This window comes from Frigoribacterium sp. AC512, from assembly GCF_979258295.1.
This window is the reverse complement of record NZ_OZ409850.1, coordinates 91,907-103,943: the sequence shown is the minus strand read 5'-3', so window position 1 is coordinate 103,943 and position 12,037 is coordinate 91,907. Positions and strand designations below refer to the sequence as shown.

Below are 12,037 nucleotides of genomic sequence, written 5' to 3'. Positions count from 1 at the left end.
GGTCGGTCGTCGCGGCGCGACGAGTCTCAGGGACGAGGCGCGGAAGCGATCCGCGACAGGATCTGCTCGCGCTGGTAACGGCTGACGGCATCGACGTCCTCGTCCTCGGCGAAGACGCTCGAGACGGCCACGGTGTCGTCGCGGTCGAAGAAGCCGAGCTGACCGAGGCCGCCGAAGAAGCCGTCCCAGTCGACGTCGCCGTCGCCGATCTTGAGGTGCTGGTGGACGCGGGCGGCGTTGCCGGGCGGGTTGGTGATGTACCGCAGGCCGTGCGACCGGTGGTGGTCGAAGGTGTCGGCGATGTGGACGAGCCCGAGTGACTGACCTGCGGCCGCCATGATCTCGGCCGTGTTGCCGCCGTAGTGGAAGGTGTGGCAGGCCACGTAGGCGAGCCCGACGTTCGAGGAGTTCAGCCCGCGGATCACGCGGAGCGCCTCGAGGCCGTCCTCGACGAAGTCGTCGGGGTGCGGGTCGATGAACACCTGGATGCCCTCGCGCTCGATGATCGGGAGCAGCTCCTCCATAGACCAGTAGAACTGTCGCTCCGATTCCTCCTGCAGCTCGGGGCGTCCGCTGAACTCGGTGTTGACGACGCCGACCCCGAGTCGCGCGGTGATCTCGATCACGCGCTTCCACTGCTTGACCGCCGCTCGCCGCGACTCCTCGTCCGGTCCCGACCAGCGGAGCACGGGCAGCACCGACGCGATCTGCACGTCCGCGTCGCGGCAGGCGGCCGCGAAGGCGTCGACCAGGTCGTCGTCCGCCTTCGGGTGCCGGAAGAAGGGGATGAAGTCGGCGTGGGGGGTCAGCTGCAGGTGGTCGTAGCCGAGCTCGCGGACCTTCGCCGGGATCTCGAGCAGGGAGTGGCTGTGGTGCAGCGGCGTCGGATCGAGGGCGATCTTCACCATCGGTCACGCCTCCGACGGGACGGCGTCGGCGCGGGCGTCCAGGTCGTAGAAGGCCGGCTTGGCCATCGCGTAGTCGACCTCGACACGGCGACCGCTCTTCTGCGCCTCCACGCCTGCGGTCGCGACCACGCTGGCGAGGTAGCCGTCCCAGGCGCTCGGCCCGTCGATGGTGCCCCGGTGTGCCGCGTCGACCCAGCGCTGCACCTGCGTGTCGTAGGCGGCGCCGAAGCGCTCCTTGAAGCTCGGCGGGACGGCCACGCCCGCGCGGCCGGCGCTCGTCAGCTGCAGGCCCGTCTCGCGACCGATCGACGCGACGCCGCTCTCGAAGACCGCGTCGGTCGTGACCTGGTAGCCGAACTGGATGTTGACGTTGATCTCGACGACGGCCAGAGTGCCCGACGCAGTCTCCAGGAGGACGAACTGCGGGTCGCGGAGCCCGTCGGGCGCCAGCGAGTTGCGGCGGGGCTTCTTCACCTCGACGGCCACGATCGGCTCGCCCGCGATGAAGGGGACGGCGTCGATCTCGTGGATGACGGAATCGAGGATCAGCATCTCCTCCGAGTAGCTCGGCGGGGTCGTCGCGTTGCGGTGGGCGCAGTGCAGGGCGAGCAGGGCTCCGTTGTCACCGGACGCGACGAGGGCGCGGAGGTCCTGGTAGCCCTGGTCGAAGCGGCGCATGAACCCGACCTGGATGTGGGGCCGGTCGAGCTTCTGCTCCGCCTCGAGGACGCGCAGGGACGCCGCTTCGTCGGTCGTGAGGGGCTTCTCGCAGAGGATCGCCAGTCCGCGCTCGAGGGCGGGCATCAGCACGGCCTCGTGCAGGAACCCGGGCGTGGCGATGATGACCGCGTCGATCTCCGTCGCGGCGAGGGCTTCCTCGAAGTCGGCGGCCGTGACGGCGCCCGGCGCGGTCGCCGCGGCCGCGGTCGCTCGTGCCGTGTCGGGGTCGACGACGGCGACGACCTTCGCGCCGCTGATGGTCGAGGTGATGCGGGCGACGTGGTCGGCGCCCATCATGCCGGCGCCGACGACGGCGACGCGGAGGTCCTGGGAGGTGGGGGTCATGGTCGGTTCTCTTTCCGGTGCGGTGTCGTCAGACGAGGCGGGCGCGGGGCGAGCAGCTGAAGATGTGCTCGCGGGTGCGGGTGGCGATGCCGAGGGGCAGGTCGATCGACTCCACCGGGAACATGTCCTGCTCGACGATGGCGAAGATGTCGGGGTCGATCCGGCTCACGGCCTCGAGCACGGGCGCCAGCTCGGGCACGCCCTTCGGGGGCTCGACCATCACTCCCATCGCGACGGCGTCGCCGAAGGGCACGTCGTTCTTCAGGACGGTGAAGCGGAGGTCGGAGTCGACCTGCTTGAGGTGCAGGTAGCCGATCCGGTCGGGGTGGGCCTCGATGAGTCGGACGTTGTCGCCGCCGTAGTAGGCGAAGTGACCGGTGTCGAGGCAGAGGTTCGTGTAGCGGGCGTCGGTCTCGGCCAGGAACCGCTCGGTCTCCTGGTAGGTCCCGACGTGGCTGTCGGCGTGGGTGTGGAACTGCTGCTTCACCCCGAACTCCTCGAGCAGCGCCTTGCCGAGCTTGTCGTGCCCTGCGCCGAGCGCCGCCCACTGCTCGTCGGTGAGGGTGCGGGCCTCGAGGACCTCGGTGGTGGCGTCGCTGCGCCAGAGGTCGGGGATGACGACGAGGTGCTCGGCGCCGAGCGCCGAGGCCAGCCCCGCGACGGCGAGCGCCTGGTCCCAGGCGCGCTGCCACTGGTCGTCGCCCTTGTGGAAGCCGGTGAAGACGGTCCCGGCCGAGAGCAACAGGTCGCGCTTGCCGAGTTCGTCCTCGAGCTGGTGGGGGTCGGTGGGGAGGTAGCCGTACGGGCCGAGCTCGATCCACCGGTAGCCGGCCTGCTGCACCTCGTCGAGGAACCGCGGCCACGGGATCTGGCTGGGGTGCTCGGGGAACCACACCCCCCACGAGTCAGGTGCGGTGCCGATGCGCAGCCCGCGGTCGTTCGGCGCGGAGGAGGTCTCGACGGGTGTGGCGTCGGGATCGGTCACGGTGTCGGTCATGGCGGCGGTGCCTTTCGAGAGTGAGTCGTGAGATCGAGCTGAGGGGGTCAGCCCAGGAGCGGGCGCTGGGCCGAGCGGTGCTCGCGGTACTCGGCGAGCGCCTCCTCGGTCGCCGCGAGGGTGGAGACCTGGGCGACGGGGACGTCCCACCAGCCCTCGCCGTCGGGGGCGTAGACGAGCGGGTCGCTGTTGATGTGGATGAGGGTGGTCGTCGACGATGCCTTCGCCGTCGCCATCGCCGCGCTCAGGTCGGCGACGGAGTTCTCCGACGGCTCGACCTCGATGACGTCGACCCCGTAGCTGCGGGCGTTCATCGCCAGGTCGACCGGGAGGACCTCCGTGCCCTGGAAGTCGAGGGCGTCGGGGTCGAGCTTGCGGTAGAGGGTGCCGAAGCGGTCGGCGCCGACCGTCTCGGACAGGTGCCCGATCGAGGCGTAGCCGTGGTTCTGGATGAGCACGACGATGATCTTGATGCCCTCGGCCACGGCGGTGACGAGCTCGGTGTGGAGCATGAGGTACGAGCCGTCGCCGATCATGACGATGACGTCGCGGTCGGGTGCGCCCCGCTTGACGCCGAGGCCGCCCGCGATCTCGTACCCCATGCACGAGAACGCGTACTCGACGTGGTAGCCGAGCGGGTCGCGGACGCGCCAGAGCTTGTGCAGGTCGCCGGGAAGCGACCCGGCTGCCTGGACGACGACGTCGGTGGGGTCGCTGGCGGCCTGGACGGCGCCGATGATCTCCGGCTGACCGGGCAGTGCGAGCCCGGACGGCAGGAAAGCCTCGTCGACCAGGTCGTCCCACGCCGCCTTCTCGGCGGCGACGCGCGTCGAGTGCTCGGCGGGGACCGCGTGCTCTGCGAGCGCTGCGCCGAGGGCGTCGATCGCTTCGCGGGCATCGGCCACCACGGGCAGCTGCGAGCCGTGCTTGTAGGCGTCGAACGAGGCGATGTTGACGTTCACGAACTGCACGTCCGCGTCCTGGAAGGCGGTGCGGGACGCGGTGGTGAAGTCGCTGTACCGGGTCCCGATGCCGATGACGACGTCCGCCTCGGCGGCGATGCGGTTCGCGGCGGTCGTGCCCGTGGCTCCGATGCCGCCGAGGTACTGGGGGTGGTCCCAGGCGAGCGACCCGCCGCCGGCCTGCGTGGTCCCGACGGGGATGCCGGTCGCACGGGCGAGGGCGTCGAGCTGCTGCTCGGCGCCGGAGTAGAGCACTCCCCCGCCGGCGACGATGACCGGGCGCTTCGCGGACCGGATCGCGGCCGCCGCTCGTTCGAGGGGCCCGCGCTCGGGGACCGGACGGCGGATGTGCCACTCCCTCGGCTGCAGGAACTCCTCGGGCACGTCGAGCCACTCGGCCTGGACGTCCTCGGGGAGGGCGATCGTGACGGCACCGGTCTCGGCAGGATCGGTCAGCACCCGCAGGGCGGCGAGGGCGATCGAGAACAGCTGCTCGGGCCTGTCGACCCGGTCGAAGAAGCGGGACAACGGCCGGAACGCGTCGGTCACCTGCAGCGAGGTGTCGTGCGGCATCTCGATCTGCTGCAGCACAGGGTCGCTGACCCGCGTCGCGAAGGTGTCGCTCGGCAGCAGCAGCGCGGGGAGGCGGTTGGTCGTCGCCAGGGCGGCGGCGGTGAGCATGTTGGCGGCCCCCGGACCGACGGAGGCGGTGCTCGCGTAGGTGGCGCGCCTCCGGTGCATGCGGGCGTAGCCGACGGCCTCGTGGACCATGGCCTGTTCGTTCCGAGCCTGCAGGTAGGGCATCAGGCCGGGGCGGTCGACGTGGTACTGCTTCAGGGCCTGGCCGACGCCGGCGACGTTGCCGTGGCCGAAGATGCCGAACATCCCGGGGATCGTGCGCTCGCGCACGTCGCCGTCGACGGTCCACTGGTTGGCGAGGAACTCGACCAGGGCCTGGCCGACGGTGAGTCGCTTCGTCGTCATCGACGCGGTCCTTTCGGTGCTGCGGTGGGGAGGTAGGGCAAGCGGGGGTCAGGGTCCTGCGATTCCCACTGGGTGCGCACCCAGCCGTGGGCCGGGTCGTCGGTGATGAGCCACGCGCGTTCAGGGTCGGGGCCTGCCATGACGTTCAGGTAGTAGAGGTCGTACCCGGGGGCGGCGACGGCGGGCCCGTGGTAGCCGAAGGGAACGAGGGCGACGTCGCCGGTGCGGACGAGCTGGTCCACCTGGATCTGCCCGGCAGGTGAGCCGTAGGTGGCGAACATGCCGAACGGGTCGGCCTGCCCGGGGGCCTCGAGACCACGGCTGACGTCGGACTCGAAGTAGTAGATCTCCTCGAGCCGGGACTCGACCCCCGGCACCGACTCGTCGTGCTTGTGCGGCGGGTACGACGACCAATTCTCGGCCGGGGTCACCACCTCGCAGACGATCAGCTTCTGGGCGTGCAGCCCGGCCGGCGTGCCGAAGTTGTGCACCTGTCGGGTGGAGCGACCTGCCCCCCGGATCTCGACCGGGATGTCGGCCGCGCGCAGCACCTGCACGTCGAGCACCTGGTCGGCGGGCGCCTCGGCGACCGCGACGCGACCCGACCCGGTGACCCGCGCCTCCGTGTGGATGCCCAGGTACACGACGTCGGCGGGGCCGTCGAAGACCGATCGGCGCCCTGCGAGCTCGACCGTTCCCGAGCCGCCGCGGCCGTCGCTCCACTCGACGACGACGTCGCCCGAGAGCGGCACGACCATGCGCTCGACCTGTCGTGCCGGGAGGCGGAGCTCGGCGCCGCCTGCCAGCTCTCCGACGCGGAGGCCGGTGTGCTGCCAGCCGTCGACCTCGCCGTCGACGACGGTCTGCCAGCCACCTCGTGCCAGGTCCCCTCGCGGGAAGAACCAGCGCGTCTCGTCGTTCATGTCGTCCACCTCATCATCGAGTGCCGCGACCGTGGGGTCGCGAGCGAGCAGCCTGGGGAGAATCCTGCAGGTCGGTCAGTTCTGGGGGAACCCCAGGTCGACGCCGCCGTGGCTCGGGTCGAGCCAACGCGACGTGATCGCCTTCTCGCGGGTGAAGAACTCGAAGCCCTGCATCCCGTAGGCCTTGTCCGAGCCGAAGATGCTGTCCTTGAAGCCGCCGAACGAGTAGTAGGCGACGGGCACGGGGATGGGCACGTTGATGCCGATCATCCCGACCTCGATCTCGGCCTGGAAGCGCCGCGCCGCGCCCCCGTCGTTGGTGAAGATCGCCGTGCCGTTGCCGTACGCGCCGGCGTTGATCAGTGCGACGCCCTCCTCGTAGGAGGCGACCCTCACGACCGAGAGGACGGGCCCGAAGATCTCCTCCGTGTAGACGCGGCTGGTCAGCGGCACCTTGTCGATCAGGGTGGGGCCGAGCCAGAAGCCGTCGGCCTCGCCGTCGACCTCGACTCCGCGGCCGTCGACGACGACGTCGGCGCCGTCACCGAGGGCGATGTCGATGTAGCTCGAGACCTTGTCACGGTGCTGCTCGGTGACGAGCGGGCCCATGTCGCAGCTGCGGCGCCCGTCGCCCACGGTGAGGCCCGACATGCGGGCGGTGATCTTCTCGATCAGCTCGTCGGCCACGGGCTCGACCGCGACGACGACGCTGATCGCCATGCAGCGCTCGCCGGCCGACCCGAAGCCGGCGTTGATCGCGCTGTCGGCGACGAGGTCGAGGTCGGCGTCGGGCAGCACGAGCATGTGGTTCTTCGCGCCGCCGAGCGCCTGGACGCGCTTGCCGTGCTTGGCGGCGGTCTCGTAGATGTACTGCGCGATCGGGGTCGAGCCGACGAACGAGATGCTCTTGACCTCGGGGTGGGTGAGCAGACCGTCGACCGCCTCCTTGTCGCCGTGGAGGACGTTGAAGACACCCTCGGGCAAGCCCGCCTCGGCGAAGAGGCGAGCGAGGAACATCGCGCTGGACGGGTCCTTCTCGCTGGGCTTGAGGACGACGGTGTTGCCGACGGCGATCGCGATGGGGAAGAACCACATCGGCACCATGGCGGGGAAGTTGAACGGGCTGATGATCCCGACGACGCCGAGCGGCGCCTTCGTCGAGTAGACGTCGACCCCGGTCGAGACCTGCTGCGAGAACTCGCCCTTGATCAGGTGCGGGAACCCGGTCGCGAGCTCGACGACCTCGAGGCCGCGGGTGATCTCGCCGAGGGCGTCGCTGAGCACCTTGCCGTGCTCGGACGTGAGGATCTCGGCGAGCTCGCCCTTGCGCTCGTTCAGCAGCTCGCGGAAGCGGAACATGATCTGCTGCCGCTTCGTGACGGAGAGGTCGCGCCAGGCAGGGAAAGCGCGAGCGGCGGAGGCGACGGCGGCGTCGATCTCCGACTGGTCGGCGAGCGAGACGTCCTTCGTGACGACGCCGAGGGCCGGGTCGTACACGGGGGCGGTGCGGCCGCTCGTGCCGGGCACCTCGGCGTTGTCGATCCAGTGCGCGACGAGGGGGCGGCCGTCGGCGGCGACGGTGCCGTCTGCGGGCGTGGTGCTGGTGGTGGTGGTCATGGTGGTTCCGTTCCGGATCTCGAGAGGAGGCGCGGTCAGCGTCGGGCGGGCTCGGCGGGGTGCACGAGGCTGGCGGCCACGTCGACCGCCGCGGCGACGTCGCCGTCGGCGGGGTAGAGCAGGGTGCGGCCGACGACGAGGCCGCGGACCCCGGGGAGGGCGAGAGCGTCGCCCCAGCGGGCGTAGGTCTCGTCGGGGTGGCCGGTCGGGTCGCCCCCGAGCAGGAGGGTCGGCAGCGTGGTCGACGCCATCACCCGCTCCATCTCGTCGACGACGGGCAGCTTGAGCCAGCTGTAGGCCGACGATTCTCCGAGGCCGGAGGCGACGGCGACCGACTTGATGACGGCGTCGGCGGTGAGGTCGTTGACGACCCGACCGTCGCGCCACTCGCTCATGAAGGGCTCGAGCATGATCGGCAGGCGCAGCGCCGCCGACTCCGTGACGGCGCGCGCGGTCGCCTCGAGGGTCGCCGCGGTGCCCGGGTCGCCGAGGCCGATCCGCACGAGCAGCTTGGCGAAGTCGAGGCGCGAGGCGACGATCGACCCGGCCGAGTAGGCGGTGAAGCGGTCGTCGAGCTCGAACGAGGCGCCCTGCAGGCCGCCCCGGTTCATGCTGCCGACGACGACCTTGCCGTCGAGGGCGCCGAGCAGCGCGAGATCCTCGACGATGTCCGGCGTGCCGAGGACTCCGTCGACGCCGGGACGACCGAGAGCCACGACGAGGCGGCGGAGGAGGTCGTAGCGGTCGGCCATCGCGGTCGTGTCGGACCGGACGCCGAGGGCACCACGCGCCGGGTGGTCGGCGGCGACGATGAAGAGCTTGCCGTCGCCCTCGAGCGGGAGACGACGCGTGCGGGAGGCGAGGACCTCGCCGAGACGCTCCGGCTCGGTGGCCCGGATCTCACGGAGGCGGTCGAACTGCGAGGCGCTGACCGCCTCGTCGACGCTGGTGGTCTGCTCAGGCACGGTGCGCCTCCTCGAGGACGGCCTCGACCTCGGCGGTCGTCGGCATGGCGGTGGAGCACTCGAAGCGGGTGGCGACGATGCCGCCGGCCGCGTTCGCGAAGCGGAGGGTGCGGTCGAGCGACCAGCCCTCGAGCAGGCCGTGGCAGAGGGCGCCGCCGAAGCCGTCGCCCGAGCCGAGCCCGTTGATGACCTCGACGAGGTGCGCGGGCACCTCGACGCGCTCGTCCCGGGTCTTGGCCAGCACGCCCTTCGGCCCCTGCTTCACGACGGCGAGCTCGACGCCACGCTCGAGCAGCGCGTCGGCGGCCCGGTCGGGGTCGGTCTCGCCGACGGCGACCTCGCACTCCTCGCGGTTGCCGACGGCGACCGTGACGTGCTCGAGCGCTCGCTCGACCTCGCGGTGGGCGACCTCGGGGCTGCTCCAGAACATCGGCCGGTAGTCGAGGTCGAGGATCGTCAGCGGCCGACGCGCCCGGGTCTGCCACGCCACGTGGTGCGCCTGGCGGCTCGGCTCCTCGCTGAGGCCGGTGACGGTGGTCCAGAAGACACCTGCCTGCTCGATGGCCGCGAGGTCGAGCTTGCCGGCGCTGATCATGAGGTCGGGGGCCTTGGGCTGGCGGTAGAAGTAGAGCGGGAAGTCGTCGGGCGGGAAGATCTCGCAGAACGTGACGGGCGTGGGGAGGCCCTCCACCGTGGAGATCAGCCGGGTCGAGACGCCGAGCCTCTCGAGCTCCTGCACGGCGTACCGGCCGAACGGGTCGTTGCCGGTCCGCGTGAGGACGGCTGCCCGGCGACCGTACCGCGCGGCGGCGATGGCCACGTTCGTGGCGCTGCCGCCGACCGACTTGCTGAACGTCTCGACCTGCTCGAGCGGGACCCCGGACTGCTGCGGGTAGATGTCGACGCCGATCCGCCCCATGGTGAGGACGTCGAGCGGGCTCGTGGTGGTCTCGTCGGTCGTCACTTCTTGTCCTTCACGACGTAGATGGCTCCGGTGCTGAAGTCCTCCTCGAGCTGCTCGAGCGAGCGACCGTTCGTCTCGGGCACGCGGGTGGCGGCGAAGACGAGGGAGGCGGCGTTCAGCACCGCGAAGATGAAGAAGGTCGTCGAGATGCCGATGCCCGCCACGAGGATGGGGAACAGCAGGCTGACGGCGAAGTTGGTCAGCCAGAGGATGAGCACGGTCAGGCCCATCCCGACGCCGCGCAGCTTCAGCGGGAAGATCTCGGAGAGCATCAGCCAGACCAGTGGGCCGATGGTGCCCTGCATGGTGCCGACGAAGCAGATGACGAACACGAGCACGACGATCGCCCGGCCGAGGCCCTCGGGGATGAGCAGGGACGACAGGCCGATCAGGAGGTGGAACACGGTCACGCCGGCGAAGCCGAACATGAGCATGTTGCGTCGGCCGACCTTGTTGATCACGCGCAGGGCGACGAGCATGGCGACGACCGCGATCACGCCGGCACCGACGTTGGCGATGAGTGCGCCGCTCTGCGAGAAGCCGGACTGCTGCAGCACCTGGGTGCCGTAGTACATGATCGAGTTGATGCCGGTCAGCTGCTGGGCGACGGCCAGCCCGATCCCGATGAAGAGGATCTTGCGGAGCCAGGGCTCGGCCACGAGGTCGGCGAGACGGGCGCTCTTGGCCTCCTTCTCCTCCTCGGCGAGGAGGCGGACCTCGGCCATCTCGGCGACGGCCCTGTCGTCGGCACGGATCTGCTTGAGCACGGCGAGCGCGTCGTCGTCACGGCCCTTGGCGATCAGCCAGCGGGGGCTCTCGGGGACCCGGAACATCCCGATGAAGAGCGCGATGGCCGGCAGGACGGCGACGGACAGCATGTAGCGCCACACGTTGTCGTGCTCGCCCCAGACGCTGCCGATGACCGCGTTGATGGTGAACGCGGCCAGCTGACCGGAGACGATCATGAGCTCGTTGCGGCTGACGAGCCCGCCGCGCTGCTCGGTCGGCGCGAGCTCGGCGAGGAACACCGGGACGGTGACCGACGCTCCGCCGACGGCGATGCCGAGGAAGAACCGCGCTCCGGTCAGGAACTCCCACGTCGGGGCGAGGACGCACGCCAGCGCGGCGAAGAAGAAGAGGATCGCGAGCGTGTTGATCGTGGGCTTGCGACCGAACGCGTCCGAGATGCGACCGATGAAGAACGCGCCCACGGCGGCGCCGATGAGGATGGCCGAGACCATGATCCCCTCGCTGGCGGGGGTCAGCCCGAGGCTCTCCTCCATCGAGTCGAGCGCACCGTTGATGACGCCGGTGTCGTAGCCGAAGAGGAGGCCGCCGAAGGTGGCGATGACCGCGACCGTGCCCAGTCTCTTCGTGTGCGGCCCTGAGACCAGGGCGGGGAGCGCCGTGCGAGGGCTGCTCCCGGACGTGTTGGTGACCACGATTCCTCCATTGGTTGTGGTGACTGCGCCGCGCATCGGTGCGGGTGCATCGCCCTGGTGCCAGCGACAGGTTGAGACTAGCCATGCCGTAATGTCCTGTCAATCATTCATAGTCGACGCGACGAAGATCGGCGAGACGACACTGCCACCTCGTCAGGTCGACTGGCGGACGACGAGGCTGGTCTCCAGACGCCTCGTGCCTCGGAGCTGCTGGCCCCCGATGAGGCTCGCCAGGCTCTGCGCCGCCGTCTTCCCGACCTCGCGCAGGTTCATGTCGACCGTGGACAACGCCGGACTGCTCCCCGCGGCGATCGCTTCCCAGTTGTCATACCCGATGACGGCGACGTCGCCGGGCACGCTCCGACCACGCCGGGCCAGCGCGTCGAGAGCACCCCGGGCGATCGTGTCGTTCCCGCAGAAGAGTGCGTCGAGCTCCGGCTCCCGCTCGAGGAGCATCTCGGTCCCGACCCTGCCCCAGTGCTCCGACCACTCGCCGGAGAGCGGCCGACCGCCGGCGAACTGGAGCCCACGCGCACGCAGGGCCTGGTCTGCCGCCTTGGCCCGGCGCTTCGTGGCCGCGTAGGAGCTCGGCCCGGCCACGTGGCCGATGCGGGTCCGGCCGAGTCCGATGAGCAGCTCGACAGCTCGCCGGGCACCCTCGGACTCGTCGGGCACGACGGAGAAGTCGTCAGGGTCGTCGGAGGCGCCGTAGGCGTAGACGACGGGCACTCCCACCTGGCCGAGGGAGGCCTGGTCGTCGGTGCTGTGCGACAGGGCGATGATGCCGTCGATGCCGTGGTCCAGGAGGGTGCGGATGTGGTGCCGGGTGCGGACGGGGTCGCCTCGCCCGTCGCTCAGGAGGACGGCCGTCTCCTCGGCGCCGAAGGCCTCTTCCGCGCCGAGGAGCACGGGCAGGCTCTGCCAGCCGATGCTGTCGTGGCTGAGGAGCCCGATCGCCCGCGTCCGCCCTGTGCGGAGGCGCCGTGCAGCGCCGTTCGGACGGTAGCCGAGTTCTGACGCACGGCCCTGGACACGACTGCGGGTCGCGTCGCTGATCTCCGAGCTGCCGGCGAGCGCCTTCGAGACCGTCGAGATCGAGACCTGGAGGTCGGCGGCGAGGTCGACGATGCGCACGCGGTCCATGGCGAATCCTTATTCGTAGAGTTTTCGTTTTCGTTCCTTGACGAAAACTGTAGCCCGACCGTACTTT

At 70.5% G+C, this 12,037-nt stretch carries 10 protein-coding genes; all 10 read right to left on the bottom strand.

Annotated features, from left to right (window positions below):
- Positions 1-26: 26 nt before the first annotated feature.
- Positions 27-905 carry a sugar phosphate isomerase/epimerase family protein gene (locus ACZZ97_RS00415; protein ID WP_463473740.1) on the bottom strand — a complete coding sequence of 293 codons (879 nt, stop codon included), beginning with the start codon at positions 903-905 and terminating at the stop codon, positions 27-29.
- 6 nt (positions 906-911) lie between these two features.
- Positions 912-1,973: a Gfo/Idh/MocA family protein gene (locus tag ACZZ97_RS00410; protein ID WP_463471868.1), complete on the bottom strand. Its 1,062-nt coding sequence runs from the start codon at positions 1,971-1,973 to the stop codon at positions 912-914.
- Positions 1,974-2,001: 28 nt separating this feature from the next.
- Positions 2,002-2,970: a sugar phosphate isomerase/epimerase family protein gene (locus ACZZ97_RS00405; RefSeq protein WP_463471867.1), complete on the bottom strand. Its 969-nt coding sequence runs from the start codon at positions 2,968-2,970 to the stop codon at positions 2,002-2,004.
- A 47-nt stretch (positions 2,971-3,017) separates the two neighbouring features.
- Positions 3,018-4,916, bottom strand: coding sequence for a 3D-(3,5/4)-trihydroxycyclohexane-1,2-dione acylhydrolase (decyclizing) (gene iolD / locus ACZZ97_RS00400; RefSeq protein WP_463471866.1), 1,899 nt, complete (start codon positions 4,914-4,916; stop codon positions 3,018-3,020).
- The gene (iolB, locus tag ACZZ97_RS00395) at positions 4,913-5,839 is read right to left on the bottom strand and encodes a 5-deoxy-glucuronate isomerase (protein ID WP_463471865.1); all 927 of its coding nucleotides are present in this window, start codon (positions 5,837-5,839) and stop codon (positions 4,913-4,915) included. Before iolB ends, iolD begins: the two co-directional genes overlap by 4 nt.
- A gap of 75 nt (positions 5,840-5,914) precedes the next feature.
- Positions 5,915-7,456, bottom strand: coding sequence for a CoA-acylating methylmalonate-semialdehyde dehydrogenase (locus ACZZ97_RS00390; RefSeq protein ID WP_463471864.1), 1,542 nt, complete (start codon positions 7,454-7,456; stop codon positions 5,915-5,917).
- Between the two features lie 35 nt (positions 7,457-7,491).
- Positions 7,492-8,421, bottom strand: coding sequence for a class I fructose-bisphosphate aldolase (locus ACZZ97_RS00385; protein WP_463471863.1), 930 nt, complete (start codon positions 8,419-8,421; stop codon positions 7,492-7,494).
- Positions 8,414-9,385, bottom strand: coding sequence for a 5-dehydro-2-deoxygluconokinase (gene iolC, locus ACZZ97_RS00380; protein ID WP_463471862.1), 972 nt, complete (start codon positions 9,383-9,385; stop codon positions 8,414-8,416). The genes ACZZ97_RS00385 and iolC overlap by 8 nt, the downstream gene beginning before the upstream one ends.
- Positions 9,382-10,827: a sugar porter family MFS transporter gene (locus ACZZ97_RS00375; RefSeq protein WP_463471861.1), complete on the bottom strand. Its 1,446-nt coding sequence runs from the start codon at positions 10,825-10,827 to the stop codon at positions 9,382-9,384. The genes iolC and ACZZ97_RS00375 overlap by 4 nt, the downstream gene beginning before the upstream one ends.
- A 153-nt stretch (positions 10,828-10,980) precedes the next feature.
- A complete protein-coding gene (locus ACZZ97_RS00370) occupies positions 10,981-11,970 on the bottom strand; it encodes a LacI family DNA-binding transcriptional regulator (RefSeq protein ID WP_463471860.1) in 990 nt (329 codons plus the stop codon).
- Positions 11,971-12,037 lie beyond the last annotated feature (67 nt).

Excerpts from the sequence above, each read along its gene's own strand:
- ACZZ97_RS00390 (WP_463471864.1), bottom strand. The coding sequence starts at position 7,456 with ATGACCACCACCACCAGCACCACGCCCGCAGACGGCACCGTCGCCGCC.
- ACZZ97_RS00370 (WP_463471860.1), bottom strand. The coding sequence starts at position 11,970 with ATGGACCGCGTGCGCATCGTCGACCTCGCCGCCGACCTCCAGGTCTCG.
- iolD (WP_463471866.1), bottom strand. The coding sequence starts at position 4,916 with ATGACGACGAAGCGACTCACCGTCGGCCAGGCCCTGGTCGAGTTCCTC.
- ACZZ97_RS00410 (WP_463471868.1), bottom strand. The coding sequence starts at position 1,973 with ATGACCCCCACCTCCCAGGACCTCCGCGTCGCCGTCGTCGGCGCCGGC.
- iolB (WP_463471865.1), bottom strand. The coding sequence starts at position 5,839 with ATGAACGACGAGACGCGCTGGTTCTTCCCGCGAGGGGACCTGGCACGA.
- ACZZ97_RS00405 (WP_463471867.1), bottom strand. The coding sequence starts at position 2,970 with ATGACCGACACCGTGACCGATCCCGACGCCACACCCGTCGAGACCTCC.